Source organism: Streptomyces bluensis, assembly GCF_014650715.1.
Taxonomy (GTDB): Bacteria; Actinomycetota; Actinomycetes; order Streptomycetales; family Streptomycetaceae; genus Streptomyces; species Streptomyces bluensis.
Window position 1 is genome coordinate 643,425 of sequence record NZ_BMVM01000002.1, and the last position, 19,407, is coordinate 662,831.

At 70.5% G+C, this 19,407-nt stretch carries 20 protein-coding genes and 1 pseudogene; 15 read left to right on the forward strand and 6 right to left on the reverse strand.

The genetic code is table 11. The features are described from left to right. Window positions 1–287: 287 nt before the first annotated feature. Entirely contained in the window at window positions 288–1,775 is a 1,488-nt protein-coding gene (locus tag IE262_RS08050; protein ID WP_373305006.1) for an MFS transporter, read from the reverse strand. A 277-nt stretch (window positions 1,776–2,052) separates the two neighbouring features. On the opposite strand from IE262_RS08050, the gene IE262_RS08055 reads away from it, so the two are divergent. The 5 genes and pseudogenes from IE262_RS08055 to IE262_RS08070 all read left to right on the forward strand — a co-directional run bounded on the left by IE262_RS08055 (window position 2,053) and on the right by IE262_RS08070 (window position 6,031). After that, a complete protein-coding gene (locus IE262_RS08055; RefSeq protein WP_134039953.1) occupies window positions 2,053–2,694 on the forward strand; it encodes a TetR/AcrR family transcriptional regulator in 642 nt (213 codons plus the stop codon). Between the two features lie 116 nt (window positions 2,695–2,810). Then, window positions 2,811–4,028: an alpha/beta hydrolase gene (locus IE262_RS08060; RefSeq protein ID WP_189872366.1), complete on the forward strand. Its 1,218-nt coding sequence runs from the start codon at window positions 2,811–2,813 to the stop codon at window positions 4,026–4,028. A 67-nt stretch (window positions 4,029–4,095) separates the two neighbouring features. Next, window positions 4,096–4,959 carry a DUF4429 domain-containing protein gene (locus tag IE262_RS08065; RefSeq protein ID WP_189872368.1) on the forward strand — a complete coding sequence of 288 codons (864 nt, stop codon included), beginning with the start codon at window positions 4,096–4,098 and terminating at the stop codon, window positions 4,957–4,959. A 96-nt stretch (window positions 4,960–5,055) separates the two neighbouring features. After that, a pseudogene (locus IE262_RS39395) lies at window positions 5,056–5,247 on the forward strand (sensor histidine kinase); the annotation flags it as partial. An 85-nt stretch (window positions 5,248–5,332) separates the two neighbouring features. Continuing rightward, the gene (locus tag IE262_RS08070) at window positions 5,333–6,031 is read left to right on the forward strand and encodes a response regulator (RefSeq protein ID WP_134039950.1); all 699 of its coding nucleotides are present in this window, start codon (window positions 5,333–5,335) and stop codon (window positions 6,029–6,031) included. Window positions 6,032–6,067: 36 nt separating this feature from the next. On the opposite strand, the gene IE262_RS08075 is transcribed toward IE262_RS08070, so the two are convergent. Next, window positions 6,068–7,084, reverse strand: coding sequence for an aldo/keto reductase (locus IE262_RS08075; protein ID WP_134039949.1), 1,017 nt, complete (start codon window positions 7,082–7,084; stop codon window positions 6,068–6,070). Beyond that, the gene (locus tag IE262_RS08080; RefSeq protein ID WP_134039948.1) at window positions 7,081–7,545 is read right to left on the reverse strand and encodes a MerR family transcriptional regulator; all 465 of its coding nucleotides are present in this window, start codon (window positions 7,543–7,545) and stop codon (window positions 7,081–7,083) included. The genes IE262_RS08075 and IE262_RS08080 overlap by 4 nt, the downstream gene beginning before the upstream one ends. A gap of 107 nt (window positions 7,546–7,652) precedes the next feature. Here IE262_RS08080 and IE262_RS08085 point away from each other — a divergent pair, with 107 nt between their 5' ends. Further along, entirely contained in the window at window positions 7,653–8,123 is a 471-nt protein-coding gene (locus tag IE262_RS08085) for a GNAT family N-acetyltransferase (RefSeq protein WP_134039947.1), read from the forward strand. 19 nt (window positions 8,124–8,142) lie between these two features. After that, window positions 8,143–8,964 (forward strand): serine hydrolase domain-containing protein, encoded by an 822-nt coding sequence (locus IE262_RS08090; protein WP_189872370.1) that lies wholly within the window; start codon window positions 8,143–8,145, stop codon window positions 8,962–8,964. 27 nt (window positions 8,965–8,991) lie between these two features. Here IE262_RS08090 and IE262_RS08095 read toward each other — a convergent pair whose 3' ends face one another. Next, complete coding sequence (locus IE262_RS08095) at window positions 8,992–9,678, reverse strand: SDR family oxidoreductase (RefSeq protein ID WP_134039945.1); 687 nt, start codon at window positions 9,676–9,678, stop codon at window positions 8,992–8,994. A 142-nt stretch (window positions 9,679–9,820) separates the two neighbouring features. On the opposite strand from IE262_RS08095, the gene IE262_RS08100 reads away from it, so the two are divergent. Then, window positions 9,821–10,432, forward strand: a complete 612-nt coding sequence (locus tag IE262_RS08100) for a TetR/AcrR family transcriptional regulator (RefSeq protein ID WP_189872373.1) — start codon at window positions 9,821–9,823, stop codon at window positions 10,430–10,432. Window positions 10,433–10,728: 296 nt separating this feature from the next. Further along, complete coding sequence (locus IE262_RS08105; protein ID WP_229877151.1) at window positions 10,729–11,589, forward strand: AAA family ATPase; 861 nt, start codon at window positions 10,729–10,731, stop codon at window positions 11,587–11,589. Window positions 11,590–11,630: 41 nt separating this feature from the next. Here IE262_RS08105 and IE262_RS08110 read toward each other — a convergent pair whose 3' ends face one another. Continuing rightward, entirely contained in the window at window positions 11,631–12,287 is a 657-nt protein-coding gene (locus IE262_RS08110) for a pirin family protein (RefSeq protein WP_189872375.1), read from the reverse strand. A 63-nt stretch (window positions 12,288–12,350) separates the two neighbouring features. Here IE262_RS08110 and IE262_RS08115 point away from each other — a divergent pair, with 63 nt between their 5' ends. The 5 genes from IE262_RS08115 (at window position 12,351) to fabF (ending at window position 17,403) form a co-directional block, all read left to right on the forward strand. Then, window positions 12,351–13,553 (forward strand): PucR family transcriptional regulator, encoded by a 1,203-nt coding sequence (locus tag IE262_RS08115; protein ID WP_134039942.1) that lies wholly within the window; start codon window positions 12,351–12,353, stop codon window positions 13,551–13,553. Window positions 13,554–13,642: 89 nt separating this feature from the next. Further along, a complete protein-coding gene (locus tag IE262_RS08120) occupies window positions 13,643–14,593 on the forward strand; it encodes an ACP S-malonyltransferase (protein WP_134039941.1) in 951 nt (316 codons plus the stop codon). Between the two features lie 14 nt (window positions 14,594–14,607). Next, window positions 14,608–15,639, forward strand: a complete 1,032-nt coding sequence (locus tag IE262_RS08125) for a ketoacyl-ACP synthase III (protein ID WP_189872377.1) — start codon at window positions 14,608–14,610, stop codon at window positions 15,637–15,639. A 102-nt stretch (window positions 15,640–15,741) separates the two neighbouring features. Further along, entirely contained in the window at window positions 15,742–15,990 is a 249-nt protein-coding gene (locus IE262_RS08130; protein ID WP_045557916.1) for an acyl carrier protein, read from the forward strand. 138 nt (window positions 15,991–16,128) lie between these two features. Further along, entirely contained in the window at window positions 16,129–17,403 is a 1,275-nt protein-coding gene (gene fabF / locus IE262_RS08135; protein ID WP_134039939.1) for a beta-ketoacyl-ACP synthase II, read from the forward strand. Window positions 17,404–17,491: 88 nt separating this feature from the next. Here the strand turns inward: fabF and IE262_RS08140 are convergent, their stop codons facing one another. Further along, window positions 17,492–17,986: a DUF3145 domain-containing protein gene (locus IE262_RS08140; protein WP_134039938.1), complete on the reverse strand. Its 495-nt coding sequence runs from the start codon at window positions 17,984–17,986 to the stop codon at window positions 17,492–17,494. A 445-nt stretch (window positions 17,987–18,431) separates the two neighbouring features. On the opposite strand from IE262_RS08140, the gene IE262_RS08145 reads away from it, so the two are divergent. After that, complete coding sequence (locus IE262_RS08145; RefSeq protein WP_134039937.1) at window positions 18,432–19,328, forward strand: SGNH/GDSL hydrolase family protein; 897 nt, start codon at window positions 18,432–18,434, stop codon at window positions 19,326–19,328. Window positions 19,329–19,407 lie beyond the last annotated feature (79 nt).

A 19,407-nucleotide genomic window follows, 5' to 3' on the forward strand; every position in this document is an offset into this window, starting at 1 on the left:
CGGGTCGATGCGGCGAGTACCCCCTGTGGTGAACCTGGAACCCATCGGCGCGCTACCCCCCTCCGGCAGCGCGCCACAGGACCGGTCCGTCCCCCCATTCCGGCTGGGAACCGGCCCGGTTGACACACTGTGACCTGCGGCACGTGCCGAGGGCGATGGATCTTTAGCGTTGTCACCCTGATGAGGGAAAGTGCTCCCAAACCAGCCCGGAGAAGAGTGGCCTGGATGAGGCCCAGGCCCCGGATGGGGCCCAGGCCCGGAGGCCCTGGACGGGGCCTGGTGGTGGCCTAGATGTGGCCGACTCCCGCGCCCGCCTCGGCGTTCTCGCCGCGCTTGGTCAGGAAGGCCACCAGAACGGCGACCCCCGCGACGCCCGCGGCGACGAGGCTGGCGAGGCTCATGCCGGAGATGAACGTGTCGTGCGCGACCTCGGTGACCTTCGCGGCGATCTCCTCGGGCGTGCCCTTGGCGACGGGTGCCATGCCGACCTGAACGGCCTCCGATGCCTGGTCGAGCTGGGCCCCGGTGAGGGGCGGCAGGCCCGCGTCCTTCCAGTTGCCCGGCAGGTCGCTGTCCACCTTGGAGGCCATCACGGCGCCCAGGACCGCCGTACCGAGGCTGCCGCCGATCTGCATCGCGGCCTGCTGGAGACCACCGGCGACACCGGAGAGCTCCATCGCCGCGTTGCCCACGATGACCTCGGTGGCGCCCACCATGACGGGGGCGAGGCCGAGGCCGAGGAGCGCGAACCAGAGCGACATCACGGCGCTGCCGGTGTCCGTCGCCAGCGTGGACATCCCGTACATCGCGATCGCCGTGAGCGCCATGCCGCCGGCCAGCGGAACGCGCGGTCCCGCCTTGGTGATGAGAGCGCCCGCGAGCGGGGAGCCGACGATCATCATGCCGGTGAGCGGCAGCAGGTGCAGGCCCGCGTCGATGGGGGTCATGCCGTGCACGTTCTGGAGGTAGAACGTGACGAAGAACAGGCCGCCCATGAACGCGATGGCCATGAGGACCATCAGGACGACGCCCGCCGAGAGCGGCACCGAGCGGAACAGGCCCAGCGGGATCAGCGGCTCCTTCACCTTCGTCTCCCAGAGGGCGAAGAGCGCGAAGCCCAGTACGGACGCGCCGACGAAGGCCCATGTCTTGCCGTCGCCCCAGCCCCAGTCCGGGGCCTTGATGAGCGCCCAGACCAGGCAGAACATGGCGGCCGACAGCAGGGCGATGCCCAGGATGTCGAAGGAGCGCGGCGCGTTCTGCGCGCGGTGGTCGAGCAGTATCCAGGCGCCGAGGGCCACGGCGAGGACGCCGACCGGGACGTTGATGAAGAAGACCGACTGCCAGTTGACGTGCTCGACCAGCACGCCGCCGAGGATCGGGCCGCCCGCGGTGGAGGCGCCGATGACCATGCCCCAGATGCCGATCGCCATGTTCAGCTTCTCGGCCGGGAACGTGGCGCGCAGCAGACCGAGTGCGGCCGGCATCAGCAGCGCGCCGAACAGGCCCTGGAAGACGCGGAAGGTGACGACCATGGCGATGGAGTCGGACAGACCGATGACTCCGGAGGCGAGCGCGAAGCCGACCACGCCGATGAGGAACGTCTGACGGTGCCCGAAGCGGTCACCGAGCTTGCCCGCGGTGATCAGGGTGACCGCGAGGGCGAGGAAGTAGCCGTTCGTGATCCACTGGACATCGGCGAAACTGGCGTTCAGGTCCTTCTGGATGGCCGGGTTGGCGATCGCCACGATGGTGCCGTCGAGGGCCACCATCATGACCCCCACGGCCACGGTTATGAGAGTGAACCAGGGGTGGCCGCGCAGGCCCTTGGTGGGCTGCTGCTCCGACGGGGCGACCGGGATCCCGTCCCCCGGCCCCGTCGTGTCGATGGTGGTCTGACTAGTCATACGCCGAGGTTAGTGACAGTCACTGACAATTGACAAACCAATTCACATTTCGGTAACTGTAACGTCACTCACAGATAGGCTGAGCTCGGGAAACGTCCACCTGAGCCGACCCACAAGCCGACCGGACCGTCGGAGACGAGGGCTCATGAACACGGTGACCCGACCGGGACTGCGCGAGCGCAAGAAACAACGCACCCGGGACGCGCTGCTGCGGGCCGCCCTGGAACTGTTCACCACGCAGGGATACGAGCACACGACCGTCGACGAGATCACCGAGGCCGTCGACGTCTCGCAGCGCACCTTCTTCCGGTACTTCGCGGGCAAGGAGGACGCGGCGTTCGCCGTCCAGGACCTCGCGCACACGCGGTTCGCCGTGGCCGTGCGCGAACGCCCGCTCGACGAGACCCCGTTGGAGGCACTGCGCAACGCCGTCCTGAAGGACTGGGACACCATCGCCGAGGCCGTCGAACAGGTCGTGCCGATCGACCTCTACCTGCGCATGTGCCGGCTGACCGAGTCGACGCCCGCCCTCCTCGCCGCCCACCTGCGCCGCAGCGACGAGGCGGGCGAGGAGGTCGCGCGGATCATCGCCGAACGCGAGGGGCTCGACGTGGACACCGATCCGCGGCCACGCGTGGCCGTGGCCGTCTTCGCCGGTGTGATCAGGGTCACCGAGCGGCGCTGGGGGCTGAGCGAGGACCTCGGCGCCACCGAGACCCGCGCGCTGACGGTCAGGTATCTCGACGCGATGGGGCCCGTGTTGGCGGAAAAGTGGCGTACGGGGTGAGAAGCCGGCCGACACGCCGGTGAACGCAAGGGGTCCGTGCAACGCCTGGGTCCAAAACGTGATCCCTCTCACTTGGTTAACGCGAGACCCTTCCGTTCTCCTAGTGTGTCCTTTCAGTGACTTCCTTCGACACCTCTCCCCAACTCAACGTCTGGCGCGCAGTGCTCGCGCTCGCCGTCGTGTTCGTGATGCTGGCGACCACCGGCTGGACCGCGCTCCGCGACCACCGGGGGGCGTCGCCGCTCCAGGCCTCGCTCTCCGCGTGGAACCACGGGCACCTCGACGGCCGTGCGCTGCCGGACGCCGACTCCTCCCCAGGTCGGCTCGCCCACTTCTTCGCCTCGCTCACCGAACGGCAGCGCACCCACCTCGCCGACCGCTATCCGCTCGCGGTCGGCAACATGAACGGCGCTCCCGTCGAGCTGCGCTACCACGCGAACCGTGTCGCGCTGGAGAAGCAGCGCGCCATCGAGCTCAAACGGACGCACGACAAACGGCTCTCCTCCCACGGTCAGTACGAGGCGGGTCGCCGGATGAACCGCTTCGAGGACCTGATGCGGCCGGGCCGGCGGATCCTCGCCTTCGACCCGGAGGGCTCGGGCCGGGTCGCCGAGGTGTTCGGCGACCTCACCAGGGCCGAACGGGTCTCGGTGATCGTGCCCGGCGTCGACACCGACGTGCTCACCTTCCAGCGCACGGTCCGCAGGTACTCGGCGCCCGTCGGCATGGCGAGCGCCCTGTATACGGCCGAGCGCGCGGCCGCCCCCGCGACCCGTACGGCGGTGATCGCCTGGGCCGACTACACGGCACCCAGCGGGCTCGGCATGGAAGCGGCCACCGCGCTGCGCGCCGAACAGGGCGCGGTCCGGCTCAACGCGCTGGTGCGCGCGCTGCCCGGCCACTCGACCGTCGCGCTGTACTGCCACAGCTACGGCTCGGTGCTGTGCGGGGTCGCAGCGCGCCGGCTGCCCGCCCGGGTCTCCGACATCGCGGTGGCGGGCAGCCCCGGCATGCGCGTCGAGAGGGCGTCCCAGCTGCGCACCTCGGCCCAGGTCTGGGCGACCCGGGACGCCGACGACTGGATCCAGGACGTGCCGTACCTGGAGGTCGGCGGCCTCGGCCACGGCGCCGACCCGGTGTCCGCGGCGTTCGGGGCACGGGTACTGTCGGCGGACGGCGCCCGGGGCCACACGGGCTACTTCGAGCCCGGCACCGAGAGCCTGCGCAATTTCGCCGAGATCGGTGTTGGCGCGTATCGCGCGGTGCACTGCGCACAGCAGGTACGCCAGGAAAACGCGTGTCAGGAGGGATTGTCAGCCGCTGTCGCGGCCTGACGCGCGTAGAGGACGAAGACATCACCGCCTGCCGGAGGAGGGGACGAAGACGCGCCTCACGCATACGATGAGCCGCATGGGTGACGTTCTGGCTGGATTTCATGCCGCCTGGGAGTTCGAGTCGGACTCCGTACTCATCCGCTTCGAACGGGGGATCCGCACGCCGAAGCTGTTCCAGGCACTCGGCGAGCGGCGCATCCCCCTGGAAGCGATCGGGGCGGTGACGCTGACACCGGGCAAGCGCGGGACCGTCGTCCTGCACGCCGTGCCACGGCCGGGCGCCGACCCCCTGATGGAGGCGGCCGCGGGCCAGCTCAGGGAGGCCGCCGACCCGTACCGTCTGGTCCTGCCCGCCGAGCGCGAGACCCTCGCCGAGTACTACGCGGACGAGCTGCGCGCACGGCTCACCGAGGACGAGAGCCCGGCGGAGCGGTACCTCGTGGCTCCGCCCAAGGCGCCGCTGCAGTTCAAGGCGTACGACGCGAAGGCGTCCTTCGACGGGAAGTCCGTGTCGTTCCGATGGTTCTGGACGGGGGCCTCCTCGGCGAAGTGGAAGGCCGGCGACCAGAGGTTTCCCGTCGCCGCTCTGAGCGGGGTCGAGTGGCGCTCCCCCGAGCTCTTCGAAGGACATCTGCGACTGATCGGCCGCGATACGGACGGAACTCCGCCGCCCCAGGCCGATCAGGACCCCGCCGCTGTCATGTTCGGGCTCGGATACGGGCCGGTGCACGAGTCTCTGCCGTTCGCGGCCGCGGTCCTGGCGGCGGTGCGGTCCGCGGGTCCGGCGTGTGCGGTTCCTGCGGCTGGGCCGCGGCGCGACCCCGCCGACATAGCCGACCGCATCCGGCACCTCGGCGAGCTGCACGAGGCGGGGCTGGTGACGGACGAGGAGTTCAGTACGAAGAAGGCTGAGCTGTTGGCGGAGCTCTAGCCGTTGGGGCGGGGTCGTGTTGTCTCATGCGGGTTATCTGTGGCTTGTCGCGCAGTTCCCCGCGCCCCTGTCGGGGCGCGGCTCATGAGGCGTGAACCAGGTGAGCCCCTGCTCGCGCGGGCGTCCAGGCCGTGGGTGCGGCGGTTGCCGTACGTGGTCGTGCTGGGGTTCACCGCCACCCTGGTCCCCGTCACCACCCAGGTCCTCCGCAACGACTACGGCGTGAACGGCGGCCTGGCGGGAGCGCTCGGCGTCGCCCAGGCCGCGCTCCTGCTGCCGGCACGCCCGACGAGATGCCCACGCCCGACGAGATGCCCACGCCCGACGAGATGCGCACGCCCGACGAGCCCGACAAGAGGAGTCCGTCCGCCCCATGACCATCCGGGTGATCATCGTCGACGACCAGGCCATGGTGCGCGCCGGGTTCGCCGCCCTGCTGGCCGCGCAGAGCGACATCGAGGTCGTGGGCGAGGCCGCGGACGGCAGGCAGGGCGTCGAGCTGGGACGCCGAGCGCGCCCCGACGTCGTCCTCATGGACGTACGGATGCCCGAGATGGACGGTCTGGCGGCGGCCCGCGAGCTGCTCGGCCCGGCGGACGACCCGGGAGGCCCTCAGGAAGCCGAGTCGCACCGCCCGAAGGTGCTGATGCTGACCACCTTCGACGTGGACGACTACGTGTACGAGGCGCTGCGCGCCGGAGCGTCGGGGTTCCTCCTCAAGGACGCGCCCCCGGCCGACCTGATCGCGGCGGTGCGCGTGGTGGCGGCGGGGGACGCGCTGCTCGCCCCGAAGGTGACGCGCCGTCTGATCGCCGACTTCGCGCAGACGCGGCCCGCCCCGCGCAGGAAACGGGCGCTGCGGCTGAAGGGCCTGACCCCGCGCGAGACGGAGGTGCTGGAGCTGATCGCCCGCGGTCTGTCCAACCAGGAGATAGCGGGTCATCTGGTGCTGGCCGAGCAGACGGTGAAGACCCACATCGGCCGCGTCCTGGCCAAGCTGGACCTGCGCGACCGCGCCCAGGCCGTGATCTTCGCCTATGAGTCGGGTCTGGTCACGCCCGGCGACCGGTAGCCGCCGGGCGTGGACGTGGTGGCACGGCCGGGGCGCCTACTCCCGGCCCGCCGAAGTGAACGACATGTCGGGGTAGCGGTCGCCCGCCACCTTGGCGGCGATCGGCTCCAGCAGGGCCAGCTCCTCGTCGGTGAGGACGATGCGCGTCGCGGCCACGTTCTCCTCCACCCGGCTGGGCCTGCGGGTGCCCGGGATGGGGACGACCGGCAGGTCGTGCACCCGCGCCTGCTGCTGGACCCAGGCCAGGGCGATCTGGCCGGGTGAGGCGCCGTGGGCCTCGGCGACGGTACGGACCGGCTCCAGGAGTGCCCTGTTGGCGGCCGCGTTGTCGCCGGTGAAGCGGGGCATCGTACGGCGGAAGTCCTGGTCGGTCAGGTCCTTCTCGGCGTTCGAGAAGGAGCCCGTCAGGAAGCCACGGCCGAGCGGTGAGTACGGCACGAGGGCCACGCCCAGCTCGCGGGCGGCCGGTACGACGCCCGCCTCGATGTCGCGGCTGAACAGGGACCACTCCGACTGCACGGCCGCGATGGGGTGCACGGCCTGCGCGGCCCGCAGCTCGTCGCCGGTGACCTCGCTCAGCCCGAGGTACTTCACCTTGCCCTCGCGGACCAGCTCGGCCATGGTGCCGACGCTCTCCTCGATCGGCACGTCCGGGTCCCGCCGGTGCATGTAGTAGAGGTCGATCGTCTCGACGTCCAGGCGCCTGAGGCTGGCCTCCACGGCCGCGCGGATGTACGGCGGGTCGTTGCGGATGATCCGCCGCGTGGGGTCGTCCGCCGGGATCGAGAGGGCGAACTTCGTGGCGATGACCACCTCGTCCCGGTGCGCCTTGAAGAAGGGGGACAGGAACGTCTCGTTCTCGCCCGCGCCGTACGCGTCGGCCGTGTCGTAGAGCGTGACGCCGAGTTCCAGCGCCCGCTCCAGGGTGGCCCGCGACTCCCCGGCGTCCGAGGGCCCGTAGGCGAAACTCATGCCCATGCAGCCGAGGCCCTGTACGCCGACCTGGGGCCCGCCCTCGCCGAGCGCGACCTTCGTGATCCTGCCGTTCGTCATCGGGAACCCTCCAACGCCAAGGCACGCTCGGCGTCCGCGTAGAAGTCGATCTTCCGGTCGAGCACCGCGAGCGTGCCCTGGAGTTCGGCGATCCTGGCCAGCACGTCCTCCCGGGTGGCCTTCAGCAGCGCGAAGCGCGCCCCGTAGGTGTGGTCGCCCTCGCGGACCAGTTCCGCGTACCGCACCATGTCCGCGACCGGCATGCCGGTGAGGCGGAGCTTGCCGACGAGGTCCAGCCAGTCCAGGTCGCGGTTGCTGTAGCGGCGCTGGCCGGTGTGGGAGCGGTCGATGTGCGGCATCAGCCCGATGCGCTCGTACCAGCGCAGGGTGTGCGCCGTCAGGCCGGTGAAGGCGGCGACCTCGCTGATCGTGTAGTTGTCCTGACCGTCCGGCCGCCGGTCGGCGTGCCATGCGGCGGCACAGCTGGCGGTCCGGGTGCCTGTTGTCTCCATCACCGTCATGACCTCAACGCTAGAACCTTGGAGTGGACTCGAAGCAAGCGGAACCTGGGGAAACAAACGGGAAATTCCGACGCCGGCGCGCGGCTCCACTGGCTACCGTGCACCTCATGAGTCCCGTACGCCGTGCCGTCGCCGAGGACGCGGAGGAAGTCCTGCGTCTGCGGCAGGTGATGATCGATGCGATGGGTGGGGCGGACACGTCCACCGACTGGCAGACGGAATCCCTGCCGACGATCCGCGCCAGGCTCGCCGACGCGGACGGGGACTTCGCGGCCTTCGTGGTCGACCATCCCGAGCGTCCCGGGGCGCTCGCCGCGCTGGTGGCCGGGACGATCGAGTACCGGATCGGGCGGACCCGGAACCCGCACGGCACGATCGGGTACGTGTTCAGCGTGGCCACCGACCCCGACCAGCGGCGCCGGGGCCACGCCCGCGCCTGCATGGAGGTTCTCCTCGACTGGTTCCGCGAGAAAGGCGCGGGTCAGGTCGACCTCACCGCCTCCGCCGAGGCCCGGCCGCTGTACGCCTCGCTCGGTTTCCAGCGCACACCGGACCCCTTGATGCGGCTGCGTTTCTGAGCACCATAGTCTCGTACACATGTCTCTTGAGAGCCTGACGTTGATCGAGAACTGGCCGGTGCCCACGGCCGCGGCGGCCGTCGTACGCGCGGACGGCACCGTCCTCGGGTCGTACGGCCCGACGGGGCACCGTTTCCCGCTGGCCTCGGTCACGAAGCCGCTCACCGCGTACGCCGTGCTGGTCGCGTATGAGGAGGGCGCCGTCGAGCTGGACGAGCCGGCGGGCCCGACCGGCTCCACGGTCCGGCATCTCCTCGCCCACACCTCCGGGCTGACGTTCGACGAGCACCGGGTGACGTCCGCGCCCGGGGAGCGGCGGCTGTACTCGAACGCGGGGTTCGAGGTGCTGGGGGACCATGTGGCGAAGGCGACGGACATCCCCTTCGCCGAGTATCTGCGGCAGGCGGTGCTGGAGCCCCTCGGGATGACGTCCACGACGCTCGACGGCTCGCCCGCGAAGGACGGGGTGTCGACGGTGGACGACCTCGTGCGGTTCGCCTCGGAGGTGCAGGCTCCTCGGCTCCTCGACCCCCGGACGGTGGCGGAGGCGATGACCGTGCATTACCCGGGAACGAAGGGTGTGCTGCCGGGGTACGGCCACCAGAACCCCAACGACTGGGGCCTGGGCTTCGAGATCCGCGACTCCAAGTCGCCGCACTGGACGGGGACTTCGTCGTCGCCCGGCACCTTCGGTCACTTCGGCCAGTCGGGCACGTTCCTGTGGATCGATCCGGTGGTGGATGCGGCATGCGTGGCCCTGACGGACCGTGCCTTCGGGCCGTGGGCGGTCGAAGCGTGGACGCCGTTCACGGACGCCGTGCTGGCGGAGGTACGGGGCTGAAGGCTCCCTCGGGCCGGTCCTGACTGATCAGGTGGCGAGCAGGCCGCCGTCCATGTGCAGGTCGTGCGCGTTGATACCGGTGTTGCGGAGCAGGAAGTCGGTGGCGTCGGCGATCTCGGCCATGGTCACCAGCCGTCCGATCGGTGTCTGGGCGGAGTGCGGAGGGTTGGGGACGTCGCGCCACCTGGGGCTGTCGCCGATCAGGCCCGGGTGCAGGGCGTTGACGCGGTGCGGGGCGATTTCCACGGCGAGCGTCCTGACCAGGCCGGTGATCCCGGCGTTGAAGGTGCTGACGATCGTCGAGCCGGGATAGGGGCGCTCCTTGGCCAGCCCGCCGAAGAGCACGACCGACGCGTCCGGGGTGAACCGGTCGCGCAACACGCGGACGGTCTCCGCGTAGCCGACGAGCTTCATGGTCACGGCGGAGACCGCGTCCGTGATGTTGAACTGCGCCAGAGTGTTCGCCGCCTGGCCGACAGCGGTGATCACGAGGTGGTCGACCTCGGTCACGTCCTCCAGTGAGGCACTGAGCGTCTGAGGCCTTGCGAGGTCGAGGGCCAGCCCGCGAGTGCCCCCGCCGATCCGGGCGGCGACGCTCTCGGCTCGTGCCTTGTCCCTGCCGGTGATGATGACGTCGCCGCCACGGCTCGCGAAGTGCTCGGCGATGACGCTGCCCAGTCCGCCGCTGCCTCCGACGATGAGTGTGCTGGTCATGCTGTGACTGTCCTTCCGTGTTCGGCGGTCTGGAGGCGGGGGTTCCCCTCCCCGATCGTTAATATCCGCTTGGATATTAACGTAGCGGTGGCGGCGGATGATGCCCTGTGCCGCCGTAGAGTGACCACTTGAAGGAGGTGCCGTGAACGACGCAGAGTCGGCCGACGAACAGCCGCGCAGGCGCCGGAGGGACCCCGAGGGACACCGGGCGGCCATCATCGAGGCGGCTCGCCACACCTTCGCCGAGCGCGGATACGCCCGTACGACCCTCCGCGAAATCGCACGCCGGGCCGGCGTCACCCATGGCCTGATCACGCGTCATTTCACGTCCAAGGAACGGCTGTTCCTCGCAGCCGTGCCGGGCAATCGCGACCTGGAAGGCGTCGCGGCCGGCGACCCGGCGACGCTGCCTGACCGTATCGCCCACGCCTTCGTACGGCGGCTGGAGACCGATGCCGTCAACGACCCGCTGATCATCCTCCTGCGCAGCGCCGCATCCGACGAACGCGCCGCCGCCCACCTGTTGTTCGCCATGCAGGAGCACAGCGCCGCCGCATACCGGTCCGTCCTGTCGGCCGGTGCGCCTGCCCCGCCCGAGGACGATCTGGACGCACGCGTGGCGCTCGTAGGGGCGCAGATGATCGGCCTGGCGTTCAGCCGGTACATCGCCCGGACCGAACCCCTTGCGTCGATGCCGCCGGACCAGCTCACCGAACATCTCGCCCGCATCCTGCGGCACATCCTCTTCGGCTGACGAGGTCGGGGGGCATTCCGGCTACTCCTCCGCCCCCTGGAACCGGAAGCCGCAGTCGCGGCGCCGGGAAGAGGGTCAGCCGGCGATGGACACCGCGTGGGACGCCTCCACGCGCACGACGTGCCCGTCAGGGCCTGCTGGCGTACCGGGCGCTGGGTGACCGCGAGGACGCCGGTGATCTCTGCGGGCAGGTCGCCGGCGATGACGTCCTGGTAGCGCTAGGCAGGATGCGCGGCTCGGGCTCGCCGTCGCTCTCGCCCTCGTCGGGCTGGAAGGCGGCCACGTAGACCAGAGCCTTGGCATACCGGCGCGAGTTCGCCCGCGGCGACTCCCCCCAGGGGCCGGACGACTTCGACGACTGGGTCGTCCGCACCGTCCTCAATCCCGAGACCCCCCTCTTCCGCGAGGCCCGCTATCTGCTGGCCGAAGAACCCGACCTTCGCGACACCGCTCTTCACCTGTCCGTCCTCGCCGCCGTCGCCGACGGCAACGCCACCCGCGGGGGCATGGCCGGCTACCTGGAACGCAAGGCCACCGACATCGCACACCCCATCAACGTCCTCGAAGACGCGGGCCTGCTCCACCGCGATGCGGACGCCTTCCGCGAAAACCGGCCCACATACCGCATCGCCGAGCCGTTGACCGCCTTCTACCACGCCATCATGCGCCCGGTATGGGACCAGTTGGAACGCCCCGGCAGCGCCGCCCGAGTCTGGCAGGCCAGTCGCCGCCGCTTCGTCAGCAACGTCCTGGGGCCCCACTTCGAGCAGGTCTGCCGCGACTGGGCCCTGCACCACGCCGACCCCGGTCTGCTCGGCGGCTTGCCCGCCCGCGTCGGCCACGGAGTGGTCCACGACCCCAGAGCCCGCACCGGCAACGAGGTCGACGTGGCCGTTGTCGGCATCGCCGACGGCCACGCCAAGCCGCCGCTCCTGGCCATCGGTGAAGCCAAGTGGAACGACACGATGGGCGTCGCTCACATCGAACGCCTCATGCACATCCGCGAGCTCATCGCTCAGGGCGGCCGCTACGACACCACCCACACCCGTTTGCTGTGCTTCAGCGGAGCAGGCTTCAACGACAAGGCGCACGCCGCCGCTGAGAGCTCGCCGAGCATTCAACTCGTCGACCTGGCAGGTCTCTACGCCCAGGCGTGAGCGAGCCGTCCGGCCGCACGTGCGTACACCCGCCCACTCGCTCACCCGGCGGCCATCTCCCAGATCAGCAACTCCGCCGCCGTAACCGCCAACACGTCCGTCTCCGCCTCGTCCGCGATCCGGGCCGCGTCCCCGGCCGCCAGCTCCTCGCCGCCGAGTCGCACCTCACCCCGCACCACGTGCACATACACGAACGCCGCGACCGGAACCGCCGTACGCTCACCCTCAGCCAACCGCCGCACGTGCAGCACGGCGCCGGCCTCCGGAACCGCGTACGGCGTGGCGTCGGCGATGCCGTGGACGATCTCGTAGGACGGGTCCCCGCCGGGCCGGCCAGGGGCCAGCCACATCTGGACGAAGGTCAGGGGGACGGAGCCGTCGTTGCGCTCCACGTGGCGGACGCCGCCCGCCGAGCTGAGGCGCTGCACATCCCCGGGGCGGACCAGCGTCTCGTGGCCGGCGGAGTCACGGTGCGTCAGCTCGCCCTCCACCACCCACGTCACGATCTCCGTGTGGCTGTGGGGATGCTCGTCGAAGCCGGCGCCGGGCGCGAGCCGTTCCTCGTTGCAGGCGAGCAGCGGTCCGAAGCGGAGGTTGTCCGGATCGTAGTGCGGGCCGAAGGAGAAGGCGTGGAAAGAAATGATCCCCGCTGCGAGGTCCCCGCCGCTGTAGCGCTCACCGGCGCGCCGTACATCCATCACATACTCAACGGTAGCGACCCACCGCCCCACCCCGGCTTTCCGATAAGGCAGTCTTGTCCCGTGCCCGATCCCAGTAAGTCCTCGCCCCACGACGCCCCTCGCGTCCACCCGCACGCCGGAACGCTGAAGCGGCTGGAGAAGTCGTCCGGAAGTCTCGCCGCCCAGGCCATCGCGCGCATGGACGAGACGCTGCCGTGGTACCGGGCCATGCCTCCGGAGAACCGGTCGTGGATCGGGCTGGTCGCCCAGGCCGGTATCGCCGCCTTCACCGAGTGGTTCCGGTATCCGGACGCCCCGCAGGCCATCTCCACCGATGTCTTCGGGACCGCTCCGCGCGAGCTGACCCGGGCCATCACCCTGCGGCAGACCGTCGAGATGGTGCGGACCACCATCGAGGTGATGGAGAGCGCCATTGACGAAGTGGCTGCTCCCGGGGACGAGTCCGTGCTGCGCGAGGCGCTCCTCGTGTACGCGCGCGAGATCGCCTTCGCCACCGCCCAGGTGTACGCCCAGGCCGCCGAGGCGCGCGGCGCGTGGGACGCCCGGCTGGAGTCGCTCGTGGTGAACGCCGTGCTGTCGGGCGAGGCCGACGAGGGGGCCGTGTCGCGGGCCGCCGCGCTCGGCTGGAACGCGCCCGACCACGTGTGCGTGGTCCTCGGGACCGCCCCCGACGGTGACAGCGAGCTGACCGTCGAGGCGATCCGGCGCGCGGCCCGGCACGCCAAGCTCCAGGTGCTCACGGGTGTTCTCGGTGACCGGCTGGTCGTCATCGCCGGTGGCAGCAACGATCCGCTGCAGGTGGCCAAGTCGCTGATCGGACCGTATGCCGCGGGACCCGTGGTGGCCGGGCCGATCGTGCCCGATCTGCTGGCCGCCACCCGGTCGGCGCAGGCCGCCGCAGCCGGGCTCAAGGCGTGTTCCGCCTGGCAGGACGCGCCCCGGCCCGTTCTGGCGGACGATCTGCTGCCGGAGCGCGCGATGGCCGGGGATCCGAGCGCTCGCGAGCAGTTGGTGGAGGAGATCTACAGACCACTGGAGGAGGCCGGCTCGGCGCTCCTGGAAACCCTCAGTGTGTATCTGGAGCAGGCGTCAAGTCTGGAAGGGGCCGCACGGATGCTTTTCGTTCACCCGAACACCGTGCGCTACCGGCTTCGACGTGTGACTGACGTCACCGGATGGTCACCATCTGATGTACGCTCCGCGTTCACCCTACGCATCGCACTGATCCTGGGGCGCCTGGTCGACGGGGACCCCCCGGCCTAGGGTTTTGTCGAGGGCCCACAAAACGCCCTCGTGTTCTTCGTCCCTGTCCCCACGGGCGGCCCCGGCCGTCCCCAAGAGAGAGTGTGAGAGTGCTCGTACTCGTCGCTCCCGGCCAGGGCGCCCAGACGCCCGGCTTCCTGACCCCCTGGCTCGAACTGCCCGGCGCCGCCGACCGCATCGGCATGTGGTCGGACGCCATCGGGCTGGATCTCGCCCACTACGGCACGCAGGCCGACGCGGACGCCATCCGTGACACCGCGGTGGCCCAGCCGCTGCTGGTCGCGGCCGGCCTGCTGTCCGCCGCGGCACTGGGTGACATCACCGGTGACCTCGCGCCCGACGCGGTCGCCGGCCACAGCGTCGGCGAGATCACGGCGGCCGCGTTCGCGGGCGTCCTCGACGACACCGCCGCCCTGGCCCTCGTACGCAAGCGGGGCCTGGCCATGGCCGAGGCCGCCGCGATCACCGAGACCGGCATGTCCGCGCTGCTCGGCGGCGACCCCGAGACGACGGTCCCGCACCTGGAGAAGCTGGGCCTGACCCCGGCGAACGTGAACGGCGCGGGACAGATCGTGGCCGCCGGCACCCTGGAGCAGCTCGCCGCGCTGGAGCAGGACAAGCCGGAGGGGGTGCGCCGGGTCGTTCCCCTCAAGGTCGCGGGTGCCTTCCACACGCACCACATGGCGCCCGCGGTCGACGCGCTCGCCAAGGCCGCCGAGTCCCTGACGCCGGCCGAGCCCGAGGTCACCTACGTGTCGAACAAGGACGGGCGGACCGTCGCCACCGGCGCCGAGGTGCTGTCCCGTCTGGTCGGCCAGGTCGCCAACCCGGTGCGCTGGGACCTGTGCATGGAGACGTTCAAGGAGCTGGGCGTGACCGCGCTCGTCGAGGTGTGCCCCGGCGGCACGCTCACCGGTCTCGCCAAGCGCGCGCTGCCCGGCGTGAAGACGCTGGCCCTGAAGACCCCCGACGACCTCGACGCTGCTCGCGAGCTCATCGCCGAGGCAGCGACATCCGCCGCTGACGCGGTGGGTGCCTAAGGAGCCCCAGAGCAATGTCGAAGATCAAGACACGCAAGGGCGCACCCTACGCACGCATCCTCGGCGTCGGCGGCTACCGTCCGACCCGGGTGGTGCCCAACGAGGTGATCCTGGAGACGATCGACTCGTCCGACGAATGGATCCGTTCGCGCTCCGGTATCGAGACCCGGCACTGGGCGAACGACGAGGAGACCGTCGCCGCGATGTCGATCGAGGCGTCCGGCAAGGCCATCGCCGACGCGGGGATCAGGGCCGAGCAGATCGGTGCCGTGGTCGTCTCGACCGTCTCGCACTTCAGTCAGACCCCGGCCGTCGCCACGGAGATCGCCGACAAGTTGGGCACGAACCAGGCCGCCGCCTTCGACATCTCGGCGGGCTGCGCGGGCTTCGGGTACGCGCTCACGCTCGCCAAGGGCATGGTCGTCGACGGCTCGGCGGAGTACGTGCTCGTCATCGGTGTCGAGCGGCTGTCCGACCTGACCGACCTGGAGGACCGGACCACGGCCTTCCTGTTCGGTGACGGCGCGGGCGCCGTGATCGTCGGCCCCTCCGAGGAGCCGCACATCGGCCCGACCGTGTGGGGCTCCGAGGGCGACAAGTCCGACACGATCAAGCAGACGGTGCCGTGGAACGAGTTCAGGCTCGGCGACGTCTCCCAACTCCCGCTGGACGGCAAGGGCAACGTCAAGTTCCCCGCGATCACGCAGGAGGGCCAGGCGGTGTTCCGCTGGGCCGTGTTCGAGATGGCGAAGGTCGCCCAGCAGGCGCTGGACGCGGCCGGGATCACCCCGGACGACCTGGATGTCTTCATCCCGCACCAGGCCAATGTGCGGATCATCGACTCGATGGTGAAGACCCTCAAACTGCCGGAGCACGTCACGGTCGCCCGTGACATCCGTACCACCGGCAACACCTCGGCCGCCTCGATCCCGCTCGCGATGGAGCGGCTCCTGGCGACCGGCGAGGCGAAGAGCGGCGACACCGCGCTCGTCATCGGCTTCGGGGCGGGTCTCGTGTACGCCGCGACGGTCGTTACCCTCCCCTAGGCACTCCGTGCCGGATCATGCTTCCGGTGCGGGAATGCACCACCCGTCGCTCACGCGGCGGGGGCCACACCCTCTGGATAAACCAACGAAGGAGCGCCTGACATGGCCGCCACTCAGGAAGAGATCGTCGCCGGTCTCGCCGACATCGTGAACGAGATCGCCGGCATCCCGGTTGAGGACGTCCAGCTGGACAAGTCCTTCACCGACGACCTGGACGTCGACTCGCTGTCCATGGTCGAGGTCGTCGTCGCCGCCGAGGAGCGCTTCGACGTCAAGATCCCCGACGACGACGTCAAGAACCTCAAGACCGTCGGCGACGCGACCGACTACATCCTCAAGCACCAGGGCTGATCGACCGATCACCCCGGGCCGGCCGCCCCGTTCCTGATGGACAGGTGCGTGGGCTGACTGCCGCCACCCGGCGGTGGCGCCGTTGTCCCCGCTGACGCGGGGGTTGTCCTCCTCGCATCCGTTGGAGAAAGAATTCCCGTGAGCTCGACCAATCGCACCGTGGTCGTCACCGGTATCGGCGCAACCACACCGCTGGGTGGCGACGCGGCCTCTACCTGGGAGGGCCTGATCGCCGGACGTTCCGGTGTCAGCCCGCTGGAGCAGGAGTGGGCCGCCGATCAGGCGGTCCGCATCGCCGCGCAGATCGCCGTGGAGCCGACCGAGGTCATTCCCCGGCCGCAGGCCCGCCGCCTTGACCGCTCGGCGCAGTTCGCGCTGATCGCGGCCCAGCAGGCGTGGGCGGACGCCGGTTTCACCGAGAAGGCCGGCGCCGAGGGCTCGGACGTCGACCCCGACCGGCTGGGCACGGTCATCGCCTCCGGCATCGGCGGCGTCACGACTCTGCTCGACCAGTACGACGTGCTGAAGGAGAAGGGCGTCCGCCGTGTCTCCCCGCACACCGTGCCGATGCTGATGCCGAACAGCCCGTCCGCCAACGTGGGTCTGCTCGTCGGCGCCCGCGCCGGTGTGCACACCCCGGTCTCGGCCTGCGCGTCGGGCGCCGAGGCCATCGGCTACGCCATCGAGATGATCCGCTCCGGCCGCGCCGACATCGTCGTCGCCGGCGGCACCGAGGCGGCCATCCATCCGCTGCCGATCGCCGCGTTCGGCAACATGATGGCGATGTCCAAGAACAACGACGACCCGCAGGGCGCCTCGCGTCCCTACGACGTCGCCCGCGACGGCTTCGTCCTCGGTGAGGGCGCCGGCGTGATCGTCCTGGAGTCCGCCGAGCACGCCGCCAGGCGCGGTGCGCGGGTGTACGCCGAGGCGGTCGGCCAGGGCATCTCCGCGGACAGTCACGACATCGTGCAGCCGGAGCCGGAGGGGCGTGGCATCGCCCACGCCCTGCAGAACCTGCTGGACAACAACGACCTGGACCCGGCCGAGATCGTGCACGTCAACGCGCACGCGACCTCGACCCCGGCCGGTGACGTCGCCGAACTGAAGGCCCTGCGCAAGGTCTTCGGCGACGACACGGACCACTTCGCGGTCTCCGCCACGAAGTCGATGACCGGTCATCTCCTGGGTGGTGCCGGTGGCGTCGAGTCCGTGGCGACGGTCCTCGCGCTGTACCACCGGGTGGCTCCGCCCACGATCAACGTGGAGAACCTCGACCCCGAGGCCGAGGCCAACGCGGACATCGTGCGCGGGGAGGCCCGGAAGCTGCCCGTCGAGGGACGGATCGCCGCGCTGAACGACTCGTTCGGGTTCGGTGGGCACAACGTGGTGCTGGCCTTCCGAACGGTCTGAGCAACGCCTGTACGTGTACGGAGGGCGCCCACCGGCCGGTGGGCGCCCTTCGTGCGTGCGGGGAGCGGAGAGTCCGTCAGAGGTTCGGTCAGACCACCTGGTGGAGCCAGCGGACCGGGGCGCCCTCGCCCGCGTACCGGAAGGGCTCCAGTTCGTCGTCCCAGGGCTTGCCGAGGAGCCTGGCGAGTTCGGCCTCCAGGTCGGTCTCGCCGTGCTGGGAACGGGCCAGGGCGGCGCGCAGCCGGTCCTCGGGGATCAGGATGTCACCGTGGATGCCGGTGACCGCGTGGAAGATGCCCAGGTCGGGGGTGCAGCTGTAGCGCTCGCCCTCGGCGGTCGGGCACGGTTCGGCGGTGACCTCGAAGCGGAGCAGGTCCCAGCCGCGCAGCGCGGAGGCGAGCTTGGAGGCGGTGCCGACCTGGCCCTGCCAGGAGAACTCGGATCTCCAGGTGCCCGGTGACGCCGGCTGTCTGATCCAGTCGAGGTTCACGCGCGTACCGAGGACGCTCGCGACGGCCCACTCGACGTGCGGGCACAGCGCACGCGGCGCGGAGTGCACGTACAGAACTCCACGTGTCGTCACCGGGGCCTCCACAGAGCAGGACATCTGTAACTTAGCGGAATGGGAGCGGCGGGGGCAGCCACGGGGCGAGGCTATCGTGCGGCGGGCCAAGGAGTGTGACGTACAGTCGGAGCCAACGCCGGGAAAAGGCGAGGTTTCACCCGTGGGGACGCGCATTCGACGTCCGGTCAGGTGCCCCCCCCCGGCCGGGGGTCCGGGGGTTGCCCCCGGGAAAGCACAGCCACCCGTGGGGACGCGCATTCGACCTCCGGTCAGGTGCCCTCCGGTCAGGCCCCCCGACCCGGGTAGGGCCGTGAGATGACCGTCGCTCCTGTGGCCCACTCGACAACCCGGTCACTCAAAGGGACGTGTGTAACGGGCCCCACAGTTGCAGTTGCCGCGCCTGGGAACCTTCGCGCGTTGTGATGGGGTGGGGCCATCGCACGACCGACGAGGGGACCGACGCATGCGGCACCGACGCCACCGATCACGGGCGGTTCTCTCCGTCGTGGCGGCAACCCTGCTGGGAGTGACCGCTTGTGACGCCTCCGGTGGCGACGGACCCGGCCCCTCGGGCACCCAGGCGAAGGCGCGGCCCTCCCCCACGCCCAGTTGGGACCGCACGCCGCGTTCGATCGCTGCCGTCGGGGACTCCATCACCCGCGGGTTCGACGCGTGTTCGGTGCTGTCCGACTGCCCGGAGGTGTCGTGGGCGACCGGCACGGACAGCAAGGTCAAGAGTCTCGCCGTACGGCTGCTGGGCGCGGCCGGAGCCGCCGAGCGCAGCTGGAACTACGCCGTGTCCGGGTCCCGGATGGCCGATCTGCCGGATCAGATGGCCCAGGCGGCGGCCAGGCGGCCGGAGTTGGTGACGGTGATGGCCGGGGCGAACGACGCGTGCCGCGCGACGACCGACGCCATGACGTCCGTCGACGGCTTCCGCACCTCCTTCGAGGACGCCATGAAGACACTCCGCAAGACCTCGGCCAAGGCCCAGGTGTATGTGGCGAGCGTGCCCGACCTGAAGCGGCTGTGGTCCCAGGGCCGTGCCAACCCGCTCGGCAAGCAGGTGTGGAAGCTGGGTATCTGCCCGTCGATGCTGGGCGACCCCGACGCCCTGGACGCGGCGGCGACCCAGCGGCGCGACACGGTGCAGGACCGCGTGGAGGCGTACAACGACGTGCTGAAGGACGTGTGCGCGAAGGACCGTTACTGCCGCTTCGACGGGGGCGCCGTCTTCGAGTACCGCTTCGGGACCGCGCAGTTGAGCCAGTGGGACTGGTTCCACCCGAGCAGGAACGGCCAGGCGAGGCTCGCGGAGATGGCCTACCGCAACGTGACGGCCCGCGAGGATCCCTCCTGATCCTTCTCCTGTCTCGTACCAGTACCGTGCGTGCGCCTCTTCCGTCACGGGCATACTGCCGCCGTCCGGCAGACCCTCG

Bases quoted from the DNA above. Each gene is read 5' to 3' on its own strand.
- IE262_RS08055 (WP_134039953.1), top strand. From the start codon at position 2,053: ATGAACACGGTGACCCGACCGGGACTGCGCGAGCGCAAGAAACAACGC.
- IE262_RS08125 (WP_189872377.1), top strand. From the start codon at position 14,608: ATGTCGAAGATCAAGACACGCAAGGGCGCACCCTACGCACGCATCCTC.
- IE262_RS08130 (WP_045557916.1), top strand. From the start codon at position 15,742: ATGGCCGCCACTCAGGAAGAGATCGTCGCCGGTCTCGCCGACATCGTG.
- IE262_RS08050 (WP_373305006.1), bottom strand. From the start codon at position 1,775: ATGATGGTGGCCCTCGACGGCACCATCGTGGCGATCGCCAACCCGGCC.
- IE262_RS08070 (WP_134039950.1), top strand. From the start codon at position 5,333: ATGACCATCCGGGTGATCATCGTCGACGACCAGGCCATGGTGCGCGCC.
- IE262_RS08080 (WP_134039948.1), bottom strand. From the start codon at position 7,545: ATGACGGTGATGGAGACAACAGGCACCCGGACCGCCAGCTGTGCCGCC.
- IE262_RS08075 (WP_134039949.1), bottom strand. From the start codon at position 7,084: ATGACGAACGGCAGGATCACGAAGGTCGCGCTCGGCGAGGGCGGGCCC.
- IE262_RS08095 (WP_134039945.1), bottom strand. From the start codon at position 9,678: ATGACCAGCACACTCATCGTCGGAGGCAGCGGCGGACTGGGCAGCGTC.
- IE262_RS08065 (WP_189872368.1), top strand. From the start codon at position 4,096: ATGAGCCGCATGGGTGACGTTCTGGCTGGATTTCATGCCGCCTGGGAG.
- IE262_RS08110 (WP_189872375.1), bottom strand. From the start codon at position 12,287: ATGGATGTACGGCGCGCCGGTGAGCGCTACAGCGGCGGGGACCTCGCA.
- IE262_RS08090 (WP_189872370.1), top strand. From the start codon at position 8,143: ATGTCTCTTGAGAGCCTGACGTTGATCGAGAACTGGCCGGTGCCCACG.
- IE262_RS08145 (WP_134039937.1), top strand. From the start codon at position 18,432: ATGCGGCACCGACGCCACCGATCACGGGCGGTTCTCTCCGTCGTGGCG.
- IE262_RS08085 (WP_134039947.1), top strand. From the start codon at position 7,653: ATGAGTCCCGTACGCCGTGCCGTCGCCGAGGACGCGGAGGAAGTCCTG.